We start from the raw sequence: 17,477 nt of genomic DNA on the forward strand, positions 1-17,477 counted from the left end.
TCCGAGACGCGGCGCTTGCTGCATAACGCCTCGATGTCAGCCAGTCGCTCGACCGCTTGGAAAGATGTGTATGAACATTATCGGAGCGAGGGTAAGGCTACGACTGAATCACTGGTGATTCTGGCTCGCAAGCTCGCCCGCGTCGCATTTTCCCTGATGCAGAACAAGGACGCATACCAGGCAGGAAAGAGGGCTAAAAAACTTTGCCCTCAACCATAGAATCTCCCACAGGTTCGACTCAAGTCAGCCAGAGGCGTCAGAGCCCCTGACCCAACACCACATTCAGCGCATTGCGCGCGTCGTCCAGTTGCACCAGTGTCGCGTGGTGCGCGCCCAGGGCGTCGCGGTTTTCGATGGCAGTGAGAATTGCCCGGTGCCGTGGCAGGGCGAGCTCGTGCAGGTTGGGGCGTTTGTTCGAATGTTTGAGCGCTTCGCGCAGCGCCAGCGACAGCATGTTGCACAGGTGCGCCAGCAGATCGTTGTGGGTCGCGTCGGCGATGCGGCTGTGAAAATCCAGGTCCGGTTGCAGCACGTCTTCCACCGTCGGCGCGGCGGCCATGCGTTCGTAGGCCTCGCCGATGGAGGCGATTTCTTCGGAGGTGGCGTGCTGCGCGGCGAGGGCCGCCGCGGCAGGTTCGATGATGCTGCGCACGCTGGTGAGCAGGGCGAAGAACTCGTTCTGCGGCGAGCTCTGCATCAGCCAGTGCAACACGTCAGGATCGAGGATGTGCCACTCGCGACGCGGCTTGACCACCGTGCCGACCCTTGGCCGCGAATAGACCAGCCCCTTGGCCACCAACACCCGCGTCGCCTCGCGCAGCACCGGGCGACTGACCGCGTATTCTTCGCAGAGCAGGGCTTCGGCGGGGAGCTTGTCGTCCGGCTTGAAACGCCCTGAAACGATCTGCATGCCGATGTCCTGGACGATGCGTGAATGCATGCTTTTGCGGTCGGAGGGCTTACGGTAATCCATGGGGCGCGAGACGATCCTGAGCGGTGGGTGCGGCGCATCATAGCATTGACCTCACAAGGCCGGCGTGGCGAAGTCTCTGTAGGAGCGCGCTTGCCCGCGACAGCGATTGGCCTGTGACAGATGGGTTGCCTGACACACCGCCATCGCGGGCAAGCGCGCTCCTACAGTGCGCAGGCGTGCACGGGTTGTAGTGCCAAACCCGAAACCCGTAGCAGCACGGCTTGCCGGCGGGGCGGTGTGTCAGACGACCCTTGCGTGCCTGACACACCGCGATCGCGAGCAAGCTCACTCCTACAGGGTTGCGGCGTGCACCTGACTGTATTGCGCCACCACACCTTGTAGGAGCGCGCTTGCCCGCGACCGCGATTGGCCTGTGACAGATGTGTTGCCTGACACACCGCCATCGCGGGCAAGCGCGCTCCTACAGTGCGGCGGGGACACGGGTTGTGGTTTCAAGCCCGGGCCCGTGAGGGCGTCAATGGGAATGCCGAGGCACTTCCGATCCGCGCATGCCCACCAGGAAGTCGAAATCACACCCTTGGTCGGCCTGCATCACATGGTCGATGTACAACTGGCGATAGCCACCGATCAACAACTGCTGCGGCGCCTGCCAGTCGGCCAGGCGGGCGTCGAGTTCTTGCTGGGGGATGTCCAGGTGCAGGCGTCCGGTCGCGCAGTCCAGCTCGATGTAATCGCCTTCCTGCACTACCGCCAGCGGTCCACCGGCTGCCGCTTCCGGCGCTACGTGCAGCACCACCGTGCCGTAGGCCGTGCCACTCATGCGCGCATCGGAAATGCGCACCATGTCGGTCACGCCCTGTGCCAGCAGCTTGGCGGGCAGGCCCATGTTGCCGACCTCGGCCATGCCCGGGTAACCCTTCGGCCCGCAGTTCTTCATTACCAGAATGCTGCTGGCATCTACGTCGAGATCCGGATCATTGATCCGCGCCTTGTACATGTCGAAGTTCTCGAACACCACCGCGCGCCCACGGTGCTTCATCAGGGCGGGGGTGGCAGCGGACGGCTTGAGCACAGCGCCCAGCGGCGCGAGGTTGCCGCGCAACACGCAGATACCGCCGTCGGCCACCAACGGGTTGTCGATGGCGCGAATCACTTCGTCGTCGCCGTAGATCGGCGAGTTCTTCACGTTTTCCCACAGCGACTTGCCATTGACAGTCAAGGCTTCGGGGTTGGGGATCAGGTTGTTCTCGCCCAGGCGACGCAGCACCGCAGGCAGGCCGCCGGCGTAGTAGAACTCTTCCATCAAAAAGCGCCCCGAAGGCTGCAGGTCCACCAGGGTCGGAGTGCCACGGCCGATGCGGGTCCAGTCGTCCAGTTCCAGATCGACGCCGATACGCCCGGCGATGGCCTTCAAGTGAATCACCGCGTTGGTCGATCCGCCGATGGCGGCGTTGACACGAATGGCGTTCTCGAACGCTTCCCGGGTCAGGATCTTCGACAGGCGCAGGTCTTCGTTGACCATCTGCACGGCACGCATGCCGGACATGTGCGCCAGCACGTAGCGGCGTGAATCCACCGCGGGAATCGCCGCGTTGTGCGGCAGGGACGTGCCCAGCGCTTCGGCCATGCAGGCCATGGTCGAGGCCGTGCCCATGGTGTTGCAGGTGCCGGCCGAGCGTGACATGCCGGCCTCGGCGGAGAGAAATTCGTCGAGGCTGATCTGGCCTGCCTTATAGGACTCGTGCATCTGCCAGACGATGGTCCCGGCGCCGATGTCCTTGCCCTTGTGCTTGCCGTTGAGCATCGGCCCGCCGGTCACGACGATGGCCGGCACATCGCAACTGGCCGCGCCCATCAGCAGGGCCGGGGTGGTCTTGTCGCAACCGGTCAGCAGCACGACGCCGTCGATGGGGTTGCCGCGAATCGCCTCTTCCACGTCCATGCTCGCCAGGTTGCGCGTGAGCATTGCGGTGGGGCGCAGGTTCGATTCGCCGTTGGAGAAGACCGGAAATTCCACCGGAAAACCACCGGCTTCGATGACGCCGCGCTTGACGTGTTCGGCGATGGTGCGGAAGTGGGCGTTGCACGGGGTAAGTTCGGACCAGGTGTTGCAGATGCCGATGATCGGCTTGCCCTGAAACTGATGGTCGGCGATGCCCTGATTCTTCATCCAGCTGCGGTACATGAAGCCGTTCTTGTCGGCGGTACCGAACCATTGGGCCGAACGCAGGGTGGGTTTCTTGTTGGTATTGGATGGGGAGTCAGACATAAATCAGCACTCTTATTGTAAGACTAAAGGCTTTGCGTGCTGACTAAAGTAGGCCGAAAAAGCCTCGATTGGAAGAGTTGTCACATTAAATAGTATTACTATATAGTCGGTACCCATCGATGACCGACCCTGTCATGCCTGCTCGCGCGGCGCACACGAAGGCAGAGGCGATCACGCAAGCAGTCAATAACAATAACAACCTGGAGACCGCCAACATGAGCCAGGAACTCAGGCTTATACGTCGCATCACCCTCAAGCTGATCCCGTTTCTGATCCTGCTGTACCTGATCGCCTACGTGGACCGTTCCGCCGTGGGGTTCGCCAAGCTGCACATGGGCGCGGATGTCGGCATCGGTGACGCCGCCTACGGACTGGGCGCGGGCCTGTTTTTCATTGGTTACTTTCTGTTGGAAATCCCCAGCAACCTGATGCTCGAACGCTTCGGCGCGAGGCGCTGGTTCGCGCGGATCATGGTCACCTGGGGCGCGATCACCATGGGCATGGCCTTCGTGCAGGGGCCGACCAGTTTCTATGTGATGCGCTTTCTGCTGGGCGCGGCCGAGGCGGGCTTCTTCCCCGGCGTGCTTTACTACATCACCCAGTGGTTCCCGGTGCGCCATCGCGGCAAGATCCTCGGCCTGTTCATCCTGTCGCAACCCATCGCCATGCTGATCACCGGCCCCATCTCCGGTGGCCTGCTGGGCATGGAAGGCATCGGCGGCCTGCACGGCTGGCAGTGGCTGTTCCTGTGCATCGGCGCGCCGGCGATCCTGCTGACCTGGCCGGTGCTGCGCTGGCTGCCGGACGGCCCGGACGATGTGAAGTGGATCGATCCGGTTGAAAAGCGCTGGCTGGCCGGCGAGCTGCAAAAGGATCTGCAGGAATACGGCCAGACCCGCCACGGCAATCCGCTGCACGCGCTCAAGGACAAACGCGTTCTGTTGCTGGCGCTGTTCTATCTGCCTGTGACCCTGAGCATCTACGGCCTGGGCCTGTGGCTGCCGACGTTGATCAAGCAATTCGGCGGCAGCGATCTGGTGACCGGATTCGTGTCATCGGTGCCCTACATTTTCGGGATCATTGGCCTTCTGATTGTGCCGCGCAGCTCCGACCGCCTCAATGACCGCTATGGTCACCTGGCCGTGCTCTATGTGATCGGCGCGCTGGGTCTGTTTCTCAGCGCCTTTCTCAGCGTGCCGGTGCTGCAACTGGCGGCGCTGTGTCTGGTGGCGTTCTCGCTGTTTTCCTGCACCGCGGTGTTCTGGACGTTGCCGGGCCGCTTCTTTGCCGGTGCCAGCGCTGCGGCCGGTATCGCGCTGATCAACTCGGTGGGCAACCTGGGCGGCTACATCGGCCCATTCGTGATCGGCTGGCTGAAAGAAATCACCGGCAATCTGGCCTCGGGCCTGTATTTCCTGTCGGGGGTGATGGTTTTCGGCTTGATCCTCACCGGCATCGTCTATCGCGTGCTTGAGCGCAAACACATGCTGCCCGAATCCGAATTCGCGGCCAGCGCCCGTCGTTCACAAGCCCAGTAGGAGCGCGCTTGCCCGCGATAGGGCCGTGTCAGACACCTTAAACGTCTCAGACACACCGCCATCGCGGGCAAGCGCGCTCCTACAGCGGTCGTGCTCATCATCTGGAAAGGAGAAACTCATGCATCTGGTTCAATTCGAATTGGGTAACGGCCAGCGTCGCGTAGGCCTGGTGGACGGCGCGCTGGTGCGCGAAGTGCAGGGCGCGACCAGCACCCGTGACCTGGCGCTGGCGGCCATCGACAAGAAGATTTCCCTGGCCGAACAGGTCGACAGCCTCGGGCTTGGCGACAGTCACGACTATTCGCAACTGCGCGCCGACCTGCGCATCCTGCCGCCGCTGGATCACCCGGACCCTGCGCATCTGCTGGTCAGCGGTACGGGCCTCACTCACCTGGGCAGCGCCTCGGCCCGGGACAAGATGCACCAGCACGGCAACGACGAGTCGGCCATGACCGACACCATGCGCATCTTCAAATGGGGCATCGAAGGCGGCAAACCGGCGGCGGGGCAGGCGGGCGTGCAACCCGAGTGGTTCTACAAGGGCGATGGCAGCATCGTCATTCGCCCCGGCGAGGCCTTCCCGCAGCCGCCGTTCTCTGAAGACGCAGGCGAAGAGCCTGAGCTGAGCGGCCTGTACGTGATCGGCCACGACGGCAAGCCTTACCGCTTGGGATTTGCCATCGGCAACGAGTTCTCTGACCACGTCATGGAGCGCAAGAATTACCTGTACCTGGCCCATTCCAAACTGCGCGCCTGCTCGTTCGGCCCGGAACTGCGCGTCGGCGACCTGCCGCAAAACCTGGCGGGCACCAGCCGCATCCTGCGCAATGGCCAGGTGCTGTGGGAAAAGGAATTCCTGAGCGGCGAGGCCAACATGTGCCACAGCCTGGAAAACCTCGAGTACCACCACTTCAAATACCGTCAGTTCCTGCGCCCGGGCGATGTGCACGTGCACTTCTTCGGCACCGCAACGCTGTCTTTTGCCGACGGCATCAAGACCCGGCCGGGTGATCGCTTCGAGATCAGCCAGAGCGAGTTCGGCGCGCCACTGGTCAACGGCATTGCGCAGGAGGAGGCGGTGTTTGAACCGGGGGCCGTCACCCAGCTCTGAAAGCGCTGTCGTGCTTCTGTGGGAGCGAGCTTGCTCGCGAAGACGGCATTCCAGACACCGCATGTGCGGCGGAAGTTCTACCGCCTTCGCGAGCAAGCTCGCTCCCACAGGCTAATGCGCAGACCTTCCTGCCGACACCCAACAAGAACAATCAAGGTGCGCCCCATGACCGCCAACGCCATCCCGCTGGAACAGCTCGACACCGATGCCCTCGAAGACCGCATCTACCGCAAGGTGAGCTGGCGCATCGTGCCGCTGTTCATCTGCTGCTTCCTGTTTGCCTATCTGGACCGGGTCAACATCAGCTTCGCCAAGCTACAGATGGCCAGCGACCTGGGTTTCAGCGAGACCATTTACGGTCTTGGTGCGAGCCTGTTTTTCGTCGGCTACTTCCTGTTCGAAGTGCCGAGCAACGTCTTGCTGCACCGGATCGGCGCGCGGATCTGGATCGCGCGGATCATGGTGTCCTGGGGCATCGCCTCGGCCTGCATGATGTTCGTGCAGACGGAGTTCTGGTTCTACACCCTGCGGTTCCTGATCGGCGTGATGGAAGCGGGATTCGTGCCCGGCGTACTGTACTTCTTCACCCAGTGGTACCCGGGGACACGGCGGGCGCGGGTCAATTCCTACTTCAAAAGCTCCATTTGTGTGTGCGGTATCGTCGGCGGTCCGCTGGCCGGGCTGATCCTCGGCCACTTCGACGGGGCCATGGGCATGGCCGGCTGGCGCTGGCTGTTCCTGCTGGAAGGCATCCCTTCGGTGCTGTTGGGCGGTGTGGTGTTCTGGCTGGTCAAGGACCGCATCGAAGACGCGCCGTGGCTCACGGCTCACGAGAAGCAAGTGATGCTCACGCGCATGGCAAAAGAGGTGCGGCCCAACAGGTCGCAGAAGGTCAGGGACATCTGGAAACACCCGACCACTTACGTGATGTCGGCTATCTACCTGTGCCTGGTCATGGCCCTGACCGGATTGCTGTTCTGGATGCCGCAACTCATCAAGACAGCCGGGGTGACCGACACCATGGACATCGGCCTGCTCACGGTCATTCCCTACGTGGGCGCCGTGATCGGTAACCTGCTGATCGGTGCCAGCTCCGACCGTCACGGCGAGCGTCGCTGGCACATGGCAGGTTGCGCCACCCTGACAGCGTTAGGGTATCTGGTCTGCGCGCTGTTCCCTGGCCAGTTGTTACCGCTGATGATCGGCATGACCCTGATCATGACCGGCATCATTGCCTGGATGCCGATCTTCTGGACCGTCCCGCCACGTTTTCTCAGTGGTATCGCCGCAGCGGCAGGGATCGCCCTCATCAACTCGCTGGGGCAACTGGGCGGCGTCATCGCGCCGTTCATGGTCGGCCGCATCAAAGACCTCACCGGCACCGCAACGCCGGCCCTGTTTGCCTTGTTCGCCGTGAGCGTGCTGGCCATCGGGCTGATCGTCTGGGGCATTCCTGCGCGGTATTACGCCCGGGAAACCCTGCAGGATTGATCGAACGGACAGGTTTCAAGGTGTCGACACCTCCATGTCGGCACCTTTTGACCTATCATTCGCGCTTTCACTTATGCGAAGCACTGCCATGACCACCACCCCTGAAAACCTGCGCGCCCTCCTGCAAACCGCACTGACCTCCCAGAGCATGCTGGAAATCGACGGCCTGCACGCCTTCGAATTCACCCTGGACGAGATGCTGCAGATCGAAAGCATGGACGGCCGCGAGCGCAAGGTCTGGCGCTTCTCCCTGGCCCAGGTCGACTCCGCCGAATTCGACACCGCGCTGCAAAGCTGGGTCATCAACGACGGCAACGCCGACCACCGCCTCGTTGTTCTGGATGCGTTTGCCGGTAGCGATGAAGACGAAGACGACGCTGAGTAAACACCTGCTCTTGTAGGAGCGCGCTTGCCCGCGACAGGGGTGTGTCAAATACACATTGGTTGACTGACACACCGCCGTCGTCCGAATGCGGCCCAGAGCAAGCGCGCTCCTACAGATTCATCCGAGCAACCAATCCCCGCCAAACGCTGTCATAGCCCCTGAATCACCGCGTTTGCGGCGCGCCAACAACTCCAACAAGAGAACAGCCCAATGACTCCCAGACTTCTGCCCTGGCTGGTGCTCGCCAGCAGCCTTACCGCCCTTTCTGTCCAGGCCAAATCCATGACCGACTACGACGTACTGGTCGGTGCCTATACCGCAGGCAAAAGCGAAGGCATCTACCGTTACGGCTTCAACACCCAGACCGGCCAGCTCGACGCCACGCCGCGCCAGGTCATCAAGAGCGAAAACCCCTCGTGGCTCACGCTCTCCAAAGACCAGCGCCACCTGTTCGCGGTCAACGAGAACGGCCCGGGCCAGACCGACGTCGTCGGCAAGGTCTCGAGTTTCGCCATCGATCCCAAGACCCACGCCGTGTCGTTCATCAACCAGATCGACAGCAAGGGCGAGGAGCCGACCCACTCGAACCTGAGCAAGGACGGGCGCTTCCTGTTCGTTGCCAATTACGCCGTGCACCCGGATCCGGGCGGCTCGCTGGCGGTGGTGCCGGTCGGCAAGGACGGCAGACTCTCGCCGGTGGTGCAGACCGCGACCCACGAAGCGAGCAAGGTCAACCCCGAGCGCCAGGCCTCATCCCACGTACACGCTGCCGTGCCGACGCCCGATGACAAGTACCTGGTCGCCATGGACCTGGGCGCAGACAAGATGTTTGTCTTCAGCTACGACCACAACCAGGCCCAGCCGCTGAAACCGGCGAAAACCCCGGCAGTAGACCTGCCACCGGGCAGCGGCCCGCGCCATCTGCTGTTCAGCAAGGACGGCAAGCACGCCTGGCTGACGATGGAAATGAGCGCACAGGTGGCGGTGTTCGACTACCGCGATGGCGAATTCAAGCGCACGCAACTGGTTGAACTGGCCAACAAGGAAGGCCAGCAGAACCGCGCAGCCGGCGGCCTGCATACCTCACCGGACGGCAAGTTCCTCTACGTCGCCAATCGCGGCGAGGTCAATGAACTGCTGGTGTTCAGCATCAACGGCAACGGCCAACTCAAGGAAATCCAGCGTCGCTCGGTGGAAGGCAAGGAGCCCCGCGAGTTCAGCTTCGACCCCAGCGGGCACTTCATGCTGATCGCCAACCAGAAGAGCAACCAGATCGTCACCGTGCGAGTCGACCCGAAAACCGGGCTTTTGGGCGAGACCGTGCAGAAAATCGACTTCGATTCCCCCTCCGACTTCCGCTTCCTCTCCGCCAAGTGACACATTGACGCACCCCGCAGCCCTTGATTTCAAAGGGCTGCGGCCATGTATTAATTGAAGTGATATGGGCTAGTGCCAGAAAAGATTTTTTCTGAACGCGCCTCGGGCGTACTTTTAATTCCACGGCCACGACGGTCAAGACTTGAAACGAAACATCGACACCGAGGTACACATCATGAACTTCAATATCTTCTCCATCATCGCCGCGTCCGCCATCTCCGCCACTGTTGCATTGCCTGCCAGCGCCAGTGTCGAAGTGACCGATAAAAAAGTCAGCGCGACTCAGACCTACACCCCTAAATACCTGCAACAAAGCGCCAACTTCTACGCTGCACTGGATCACAAGACTCAGTAATGAATAGAACCCTGGACGTGAATCCATTCCCCGTCAACGCTGCCCTCGTTCCCGGGGAATGGATTCTCAAAGCACCACAAGTAACGCTGTAACTGCTCGACATTGAAAGAACGCTTTCGCGAGCAACTTCGCCTTTAACAGGTTGATGCGACCCACTGACCACTGCGTGTCAGGCCATGTATCAAATGTAGGCGAGCTTGCTCGCGAAAGCGTTGAATTCCTCCCTTTGGTCCCCGTCTACTGAATAAGTGATGGGGATTTTTTTGTGCCCGAATATTGGTGGGCAGACCCGAAAGTTGCCTCGATCAGTCAGCGTCTCTATCGGGCTGATTGAGCCTGTAAATAATCAACGGAACTGATCTTCAGAATCGCTGCACATCGTTTTTCATTAATAGTGTCGTCCTTCATTCTTCGCTCCAGAAATCAGCAACATCTGGAGCTACTGTCATGGCCACTGCCATTCTCAATTCACTCAAACACGGCGCTTACACCGCCATCGCGTTGTATGTCGTATTCATCGCAGTGGTCACTGTTGTCAGCCTTAATCCACAACTGGGCGCACCTGGCTCGGTGTCCGTTCAATCGTCTGTCGTTGCGCTGGATGGTGCGGCTGGGCAGGCGAAGGGGCGTGCGTCGTGAGAGGGGCGAATTTCTGGGTGATTGTGTTCTTTGCACTTATCAACAATGGCTGCACCTTGCTCGGTCACGGCGAGGGCTCGGTGGGCGGTGTGGCGCGCAGCATGGAGTTTCGCGCCGAAATGGCCGATGCGGTGGAGATACTCCGGGCGCAGAAGATCAACAGCGGAAACCCGCCGCCGAAGTCTGGCGAGGCTTTTTCCGGGATATTCAGGCTGGGCGCGATTGCCTGAGCACCACATGCCTCGTAGCAGCACGGCTTGCCGGCGGGGGCGGCCTTGAGATCGCCCCCGCCGGCAAGCCGTGCTGCTACGGGTGTAGGTCATCCAGAAGCTCTGCGTAGGGAGTTTCCGAAAACTTCGTAGTCATGCCGTTTTTAACAACTTGCTGAGTGACATCGCCAAACCCTGAAATTACTGTCCGGCTTCCAATGGCCCGGAAAGGACACCGCGCCGCGGCAATCCTTTCAAAGCAGGGAGCTCGAGATGTCACAACCCTACGCATTCGTGAACGACCAACCCCGGCACTACATCCACCTTCGAGATCATCATCTCGCCCTCTCCATGAGCGCTCGCTCGAAACTCGATCAGCTCAATCCCTTCCTTCGTAATGGCATGGTGAGGCCCGGAGACGTCGTGGTCGTCGGTGACGGTTCGACCAGCATGTGCACACCCGAAGAGACCCGGTTGATGGAACTGGCCTCGCAGGTTCGCGGGGCAATGATCGGCATGTCCGCACGGGAAAGTTCTGTGATGACGCATAACTTCGACCTGCTGCAAAGTTTCATGTCGTACGGCTCGATCGGGATTGGAGCGAGCACGGCGGCGTGGAGCAGGCATCTCAAGGATCTGGAAGACCTGCTCAAGCAAACTGAGGCACTGCATCAGCGCTGGCGTGCGGGCGCAATGACAAACGATCAGTTCTTTGCCCAGCGGCGTGCGCTGTTTACCCGGATGGAGACGAGCCTTAAAGGCATCGGTCGTTATGGGTCGGGTTTGAGTAACCAGGGCAAGATGAAGCAGATCCTGGGGATTTCCAGCAAAAGCTACCTGTATACAGGCGACATCAGGGGCTATGCCGGCAAGGTCAGGGGCGTGTCGAAAATGGCGAGTGCGATGAGTAAGGGTGCTTACGTCGGGATTGCTCTGGATGTTGGTGTGGGTGCGCTGGAGATCCAGAAAGCTTGTTCAACTGGGCGGGAAGAGGAATGTACCAGGGCGAAGTATGTGGAAACCGGTAAAACGGTGGGTGGAATAGGGCTTGCTTGGGCTGGTGGAGGTGCTGGAGCAGGAGCTGGCACATCGATCTGCGTCGGGCTTGGCGCGGCGACCGGTGGCACAGCCGTAATTGGCTGCGCTCTCGTAGCTGGCGCAGTGATGGCATGGGGAGGCGGAAAAGCGGGGGCGATGATCGGGGAGGGCGCAACAACTCTACTGTATGAAAACATCCATGGACGTTAAATTCATTCTGGATTGGAGCGTGGTGCTCTGCTTTCTTCTCATTCTGATTGATGCGGCGGTGCTTTTGTGGGTAGTCCTCTTCAGACTTGAGCAAATTGAAAGCGCACTTGGAAATAGCAAAATCAATATGAAAGTGAAGCGATTGGGGACTAATGTCGGCTTGCTAGGGCGCCAGTACAGGCTGGGAATAGCAACAAGTGTGTTGCTATTCCCAAACATGTATATCCGGAAGGGTCTGGTTGATCCCGACGATGTGAAGAATATGCCCACCCACTTGAAACGCTGGGCCGTAATCCCCAATGTGGCAGCGGCGGTGTTGCTCATGTTGTCGTTTATTTGGGCACTCATGGCTGGAAAACTTTAGCGAGGCCGATCTCATGGAGGCCCGGCTGGCATCGGAACGCCGCCCGGCCGTGCTGCTACAGGTTTGGGTGTTTCACCATGGCCTGTTTGAACAGCTCTGAATCCAGAAACCGTCGCAGCCACGCCTGCAGACGTGGATAGGGCGCCTGCCAGAACCACTCGGGGTCGACCCCGCAGAACTGTCGCACGAACGGCGCCAGGGCGGTGTCGGCCAGGGTCAGGTGGTCGGTGACCAGATAATCCTGCGTGGCCAGCAAGCCTTCGAGCCTTGCGAGAAATACCTCACCCTGTGCGCGGTAGTGTTCCTGGCTGAACTCGGGGTAGCGCACGGCGTATTTGTAGCGGTCCAGATCGGTCTTGAACGGGCCGTCGTTGAGTTCGATCAGTTCGGCTATCTGCCGCTGTCCGTCGATGTCGCCGGCTAAGGACCAATCCTGCGGGTCGTTCTGGGCCAAGGCCCAGCGCATGATGTCCAGGCTCTGTTCCAGCACTTGGTCGTCCAGCACCAGGACCGGCACCGTGCCCTTGGGCGAGCGCGCCAGCATCTCGGCCGGTTTGGCTTTGAGGCTGACTTCCACTGTTTCCACCGCCACGCCCGAGTAGGCCACGGCCATGCGCGCTCGCATGGCGTAAGGGCAGCGGCGGAAGGAGTAGAGCAGGGCGCTCATCAGCTGACCTCCAGGGTGCTGAGGCCATTGCCCTGGCGTTTGACCTGGATCTGCACCGGGATGCGCTCGTGCATTTCCTGCACGTGGGAGATCACCCCGACCTTGCGCCCTTGGGCCTGCAGGCCGTCCAGCGCGTCCATCGCCAGTTGCAGGGACTCGGGGTCGAGGCTGCCGAAGCCTTCGTCGATGAACAGCGATTCGATCTTCAGCGTGCTCGACGCCATGGACGCAAGGCCCAGGGCCAATGCCAGGGAAACCAGGAAGGTTTCGCCGCCGGACAGCGAATGCACCGAGCGCAGTTCGTCGCCCATTTCGGTGTCCATCACCAGCAGCCCCAACATGCTGCCGCCGCGTTTGAGGCGGTAGCGGCGAACCAGTTGCCGCAGTTGTGCGTTGGCGTGATGCACCAGCAGGTCGAGGTTGTAGGCCTGGGCGATCTTGCGGAACTTGTCGCCTTCGGCCGAGCCGATCAGCGTGGCCAGGCGCGCCCAGCGCAGGTATTCGCCATGGGCGGCCTTGATGCGTTCCTGCAACTCGCTGTTGGCGGTGCGCCGCCGTTCATCCTCGCTGATCTGCGCACGCAAGTCGGCGCACAGTTGGTCATGGGTCGCTGATTGCGACTGAGCCTCGTTGAGCGCCGAGGCCAGTTGTTCGGCATCGTTGATGTCGCTGTGCTGCGCCTGATGTTGCTGCATTTGTGCATCACGTTCCTGCACCAGCACCTTGGCCTGTTCCAGTGATTTTTCACTGTGTTGCAGGCGTTGGCGCAACTGGCCGACATCGTCGTCGCTAAAGGCCAGCAGCGCCTCGAGCGCCGCGTCGTCCAGTTCGCCGTGCTGGCTGCGCCAGTCACTGATCTGACGATCCAGATCGGCGACTTCCTGCTGCAATGCGTCCAGCCGTTGACGTTCGCCGTCCAGTTCGGTGGTCAGCTTGATCAGGGCGCTGTGTGCCTGTTGCAGGGCATCGGAGGTGTTCGCCTGCGCCTGACGCGCCTGTTCCACGGCCTGTTCCAGTTGCTGTTGCCAGGCGTGCGCGCTGGGTTGCTCCCCGAGGATTTCCCGCAGGCGCTGTTGCACGGCCTGCTGTTGTTGCTGGCAAGCCTGCACACGTTGTTGCAATTGTTGATGCTGTTGCTGACGGCCCTGTTGGGCGAACTGCTCGCGTTCGATTTTCTGCGCGCGTTCGCTGTGTTCCAGTTGTTCGTCCTTTTGCTGATCGAGTTGCTGGGTGCGCAGGGCGATGTCGTTGTCCAGTTGCAGGAAGCTCTCGGTGGCCGATTCGCGCCACAGCGCCAGGCTTTCAGCGGGCAGCAGCGGTTCGAACTCCTGCAGCGCGGTCTCGAAGCTCTGGTTGTCCAGCGAGATGTTGCGCTGCTGGTCATCGAGCAACTTCATCGCCTGCTGGCTCGCTTCGCGTGCGTCCTGTACCTGGCGTTGCAGGGCTTCGGCGTCGCGCTGCACCTTGAGCAGACGCGTCTGGCGCTGCTCGGCGTTGAGCACGTCCTGGGCCAGTTGATGCAGGCGCTCGCTGAGCCAGTCGCTGCGCAGGTGCTCGGGCTGTTCCAGCAGGCGCGGGTACAGCGGGTGGGCTTCGAGGTCCGGTGTCAGTTTCTGCAACTGTTCGCCCAGTTGCTCCAACTGCGGTTTGGATTGCTTGAGCTGGTTGTTCAGTTCGGCGACTTCGGCGCGCAGTTCGGCAAGGGTTTCACTGAGCTGGGCGACCTTCAGGCGCGCTGCGCTTTCTTCGCCGTCGTCGTGGCCGGACAGCGCCTGCAACAAGGCGTCGGCTTGGTGATACGGGTGCTCTTCGCTGCCGCACACCGGGCAAGGCTGGTGATCGACCAATTGCTCGCGCAGTTGCTCAACGCTGGCGCTGCGGGCCAGACGCTGACGTTGCAGCAACTCGACGGTGACTTTCAGCGCCTGCTCGGCGGCCTCGTGTTCACCCTTGAGTTGCAGGCCTTTGGCGATGCTCTGGGCACGGCGTTCGGTGGCCTGTTGCTGCTGGGCCTGCACCTGTTGCAGGCGTGTGGCGATGTCCTGATGGCGCTGCCACAGGCGGTCCAGTGAGTCGCTGGCGCTGTGTTGCTGGCGGTTGTCCTGCAACAGTTGCCCGAGGCGTTCGATTTCCTGGCTGACCGCGTCGGCCTTGACCTCGGCGTCGTCGTACAGCGCCTGCAGCGCGGTGCGACGTTCACTGAGGGCCTGCTCGGCGCGGGTGGACGCCTGCTCCAGCGCGGGCAATTCTTCGCGGCCTTTGTTCAGGCGCGAACTGACCAGCACGATCTGTTGCAGGCGCGGGCGATAGGCCGTCCACGACTGACTGAGGGCATCCAGCGCGGCACTGCCTTGCAGCTGTTCGGCAATGGATTGCAGGCGGGTTTCGACCAGACGCTGCTGCTCGCTCAATTGATCGAGTGCCGCTTGGCCCTCTTGGCTCGCCTGTTCGGCGATGCGCGCCTGCTCGCTGATCGGTTGCAGTTCGTTGTTCAGGTGATTGAGCTGGGCGTGCTGCTCAAATGCTTCGCTCAACGCAGGTTTGGCCGCCTGCTGCTGTTCCTGCGCCTGTTGCAGGGCGCCTTGCGCCGAGGCCAGTTGCGCTTGCAGATCGGTCAGGGTCGCCTGGGTCTGTGCCTGCTGCTCGACCTGCGCCTGGATGCGCGCCGCCAACGGCGTCAGTTGCGCATCGAGTCGGGTGCGTTGGCCGAACAGGTGGCGCTGCGGAGCCAGCCGTTCCAGTTGCACGAGTTGCTGGCGCTCGCTGGCTTGCTGATCCCACGTCTGCTGCGCGCTGGTCAGCTGCTCGTTGGCGGCCTGGTGGCTGTCGCGCAGGCGGGTCAATTCGCTGAGCCATTGCTGCTTGAGTTCAAGCTGACGCAATTGCGCCTGGGCCAGTTTCAGTTGCTGCTGTGCATCGGCAAAGCGCTGCTCCAGCTCGGCGCGCTGCGCAGGCTCCAGCGGTGTCAGGTTGCCGGCCTGGGCGTTGAGGGTTTTCAGCGCCTCCTCGGCCTCCTTGCTCTTGCTGTAGGCGCGACGGCCCAACTGGCTGTAGATGGCCGTGTCGGTGAGCTTTTCCAGCAGTTCGCTGCGCTCTTTGTCATCGGCCTTGAGGAAGGCGCTGAACTCGCTCTGGGCCAGCATCACGGCGCGGGTGAACTGCTCGAAATTCAGCCCCAGCCGGGCTTCGAGCAGGTTTTTGTATTCGGTCTTGTTCTGGCTGCTGAGGATCTGTTCGCTGTCCAGGTCCGTCAGGGTCTGGCGGCTGGCTTGCAACTTCTTGGTGGCGTTGTCGCGGGCGCGGTTGGTTTCCCAGCGGGCGCGGTAACGGCGCTTGTCGATGCCGACGAAATCCACTTCGGCGTAACCGCTGCCGGTGCCACGGCGCAGCAGGTTGCGCGGATCGTTGGTACTGATGTCACCGTCGATCTCCGGCACCTTCGACTGGCCGACGTTGTTCAGCCGCGGAATGGCACCGAACAGCGCCAGGCACAGGGCGTCCAGCAACGTGCTCTTGCCCGCGCCGGTGGGGCCGGTGATGGCGAACAGGCCGGCGCTGGCCAGGGGCTCGGCGGTAAAGTCCAGCTCGAAGGGGCCGGCGAGGGACGCGAGGTTTTTCAAGCGAATGGCAAGAATCTTCATGGCTGTTCGCTCTCCAGTTGCACGTCCTGAAGCAGGGTGGCGAAGTCCTGCAATGTCTGGTCATCGACCTCGCTGCCGTAGCTGTCCAGCCAGGCGCGGCTGAACAGTTCCTGTGGGCTCAACTGGTCGAGTTCGATCAGTTCGCGGTCGTCTTCGTCATCGCGATTGCCTTTGCCTGCGTATTCCGCGGCGATGCGCACCAGGCGCACGGCCTTGTTTTCCAGCGCGGCCTCGATCTGGTTGCGCAGGTCCGGTTGCGGTTCGTCCAGCTTGACCCGCACTTCCAGCCACGGCTGGCGGTCGATGTCGGCCAGCAGGTCGATGTCCGGCAGGTCCTTGAGCTGCAACAGCAACTCGGCCAGAGGCGCCGGGCCGATGCGTTGCAGGTTGACGGCACGAGGGATCAGCAGCGGGGTGACGCTGGCCAGTTTGCCGTTCTCGCAGTCGATTTCGAGGATCTGGTGCTGGTAGCCGATCTCGGAAAACGACAGCGGGATCGGCGAGCCGCTGTAGCGGATGCGGTTTTCGCCGTTGACCTTCTGCGGTTTGTGCAGGTGGCCCAGGGCGACGTAGGTGATGGTCTCGCCGAACAGGCTGGCGGGCAGCGCCTCGGCGTTGCCGATGATCAGGCTGCGTTCCGAGTCTTCGGACACCGAGCCGCCGGCCATGTGGGCGTGGCTGATGGCGATCAGCGCCTGGCCTTTCTTGCGTTTCTGGTTGGCGGCGGCGATCAGCATTTCATGGACCTGGCCGATGCCGCGCAGATAGTTTTCGCCCAATGCGGGGCCGGTCACTTCGGCCGGGCGCAGGAATGGCAAGGCCAGGCACCAGCCCAGCACCTTGCCCTTGGGGTTGGTTAGCGGCAGCAACAGGCGCTCGACGTCGAGCACGCCGTCGTCCAGCCATAGCACCCGGCCCAGGGCGTGGGTGCGCAAACGACGCATCAGCGGGGCGGGCAGTTCGATGCGCGAGCCGGAATCGTGGTTGCCGGCGATCATCACGATGGTCAGTTGCGGGTTCTGTTCGTGGGCGCTGACGATGAAGTCGTAGAGGCGCTCTTGGGCTTTGACTGGCGGGTTGACCGTGTCGAAGATGTCGCCGGCGATCAGCAGTACATCGGGTTTGCGTTCGACGAGCCTTGCCAGCAGCCATTTGAGGAAACTCTCGTGTTCGAAATCCCGCTCCTGGCCGTGAAGGTTCTGGCCCAGGTGCCAGTCGGAGGTGTGGAACAGACGCATTGGGGTACCTT

General features: G+C 61.7%; 15 protein-coding genes and 1 pseudogene. 11 read left to right on the forward strand and 5 right to left on the reverse strand.

What is annotated here, in order from left to right:
* A pseudogene (locus ACIPOO_RS20535) lies at window positions 1-219 on the forward strand (IS110 family transposase); the annotation flags it as partial.
* A gap of 37 nt (window positions 220-256) precedes the next feature.
* Here the strand turns inward: ACIPOO_RS20535 and ACIPOO_RS20540 are convergent.
* Together ACIPOO_RS20540 and ACIPOO_RS20545 are read right to left on the reverse strand one after the other, a co-directional pair.
* Entirely contained in the window at window positions 257-973 is a 717-nt protein-coding gene (locus ACIPOO_RS20540) for a FadR/GntR family transcriptional regulator (protein ID WP_400609426.1), read from the reverse strand.
* 475 nt (window positions 974-1,448) lie between these two features.
* Window positions 1,449-3,203: an IlvD/Edd family dehydratase gene (locus ACIPOO_RS20545; RefSeq protein WP_400609428.1), complete on the reverse strand. Its 1,755-nt coding sequence runs from the start codon at window positions 3,201-3,203 to the stop codon at window positions 1,449-1,451.
* A gap of 215 nt (window positions 3,204-3,418) precedes the next feature.
* Between ACIPOO_RS20545 and ACIPOO_RS20550 the strand changes: the two genes are divergently transcribed.
* The 10 genes from ACIPOO_RS20550 to ACIPOO_RS20595 all read left to right on the forward strand — a co-directional run bounded on the left by ACIPOO_RS20550 (window position 3,419) and on the right by ACIPOO_RS20595 (window position 11,920).
* On the forward strand, window positions 3,419-4,741 hold the full coding sequence (locus ACIPOO_RS20550) for an MFS transporter (protein WP_400609430.1): 1,323 nt from the start codon (window positions 3,419-3,421) through the stop codon (window positions 4,739-4,741).
* Window positions 4,742-4,859: 118 nt separating this feature from the next.
* Window positions 4,860-5,852: an AraD1 family protein gene (araD1, locus tag ACIPOO_RS20555; protein ID WP_400609432.1), complete on the forward strand. Its 993-nt coding sequence runs from the start codon at window positions 4,860-4,862 to the stop codon at window positions 5,850-5,852.
* 165 nt (window positions 5,853-6,017) lie between these two features.
* Window positions 6,018-7,343, forward strand: a complete 1,326-nt coding sequence (locus ACIPOO_RS20560; RefSeq protein ID WP_400609434.1) for an MFS transporter — start codon at window positions 6,018-6,020, stop codon at window positions 7,341-7,343.
* Window positions 7,344-7,431: 88 nt separating this feature from the next.
* The gene (locus tag ACIPOO_RS20565; RefSeq protein ID WP_274136420.1) at window positions 7,432-7,728 is read left to right on the forward strand and encodes a DUF5629 family protein; all 297 of its coding nucleotides are present in this window, start codon (window positions 7,432-7,434) and stop codon (window positions 7,726-7,728) included.
* Window positions 7,729-7,938: 210 nt separating this feature from the next.
* Window positions 7,939-9,105 (forward strand): lactonase family protein, encoded by a 1,167-nt coding sequence (locus ACIPOO_RS20570; protein WP_400609437.1) that lies wholly within the window; start codon window positions 7,939-7,941, stop codon window positions 9,103-9,105.
* Window positions 9,106-9,280: 175 nt separating this feature from the next.
* Window positions 9,281-9,460: a hypothetical protein gene (locus ACIPOO_RS20575; protein WP_274136423.1), complete on the forward strand. Its 180-nt coding sequence runs from the start codon at window positions 9,281-9,283 to the stop codon at window positions 9,458-9,460.
* Between the two features lie 447 nt (window positions 9,461-9,907).
* Entirely contained in the window at window positions 9,908-10,099 is a 192-nt protein-coding gene (locus ACIPOO_RS20580; RefSeq protein ID WP_274136428.1) for a hypothetical protein, read from the forward strand.
* Entirely contained in the window at window positions 10,096-10,329 is a 234-nt protein-coding gene (locus ACIPOO_RS20585) for a hypothetical protein (protein WP_400609439.1), read from the forward strand. The genes ACIPOO_RS20580 and ACIPOO_RS20585 overlap by 4 nt, the downstream gene beginning before the upstream one ends.
* Before the next feature lie 252 nt (window positions 10,330-10,581).
* Entirely contained in the window at window positions 10,582-11,556 is a 975-nt protein-coding gene (locus ACIPOO_RS20590; protein ID WP_400609441.1) for a hypothetical protein, read from the forward strand.
* Window positions 11,546-11,920 carry a hypothetical protein gene (locus ACIPOO_RS20595; protein WP_400609443.1) on the forward strand — a complete coding sequence of 125 codons (375 nt, stop codon included), beginning with the start codon at window positions 11,546-11,548 and terminating at the stop codon, window positions 11,918-11,920. Before ACIPOO_RS20590 ends, ACIPOO_RS20595 begins: the two co-directional genes overlap by 11 nt.
* Window positions 11,921-11,975: 55 nt before the next feature.
* On the opposite strand, the gene ACIPOO_RS20600 is transcribed toward ACIPOO_RS20595, so the two are convergent.
* The 3 genes from ACIPOO_RS20600 to ACIPOO_RS20610 are packed head-to-tail and all read right to left on the reverse strand — an operon-like array spanning window position 11,976 to window position 17,466.
* Window positions 11,976-12,587, reverse strand: a complete 612-nt coding sequence (locus ACIPOO_RS20600; RefSeq protein WP_400609445.1) for a glutathione S-transferase — start codon at window positions 12,585-12,587, stop codon at window positions 11,976-11,978.
* Complete coding sequence (locus tag ACIPOO_RS20605) at window positions 12,587-16,228, reverse strand: AAA family ATPase (RefSeq protein ID WP_400609447.1); 3,642 nt, start codon at window positions 16,226-16,228, stop codon at window positions 12,587-12,589. The genes ACIPOO_RS20600 and ACIPOO_RS20605 overlap by 1 nt, the downstream gene beginning before the upstream one ends.
* Complete coding sequence (locus tag ACIPOO_RS20610; RefSeq protein ID WP_274135046.1) at window positions 16,225-17,466, reverse strand: exonuclease SbcCD subunit D C-terminal domain-containing protein; 1,242 nt, start codon at window positions 17,464-17,466, stop codon at window positions 16,225-16,227. The genes ACIPOO_RS20605 and ACIPOO_RS20610 overlap by 4 nt, the downstream gene beginning before the upstream one ends.
* Between the last annotated feature and the right edge of the window lie 11 nt (window positions 17,467-17,477).

This window comes from Pseudomonas sp. NPDC090201, assembly GCF_044746825.1.
Lineage (GTDB): Bacteria > Pseudomonadota > Gammaproteobacteria > Pseudomonadales > Pseudomonadaceae > Aquipseudomonas > Aquipseudomonas putida_AD.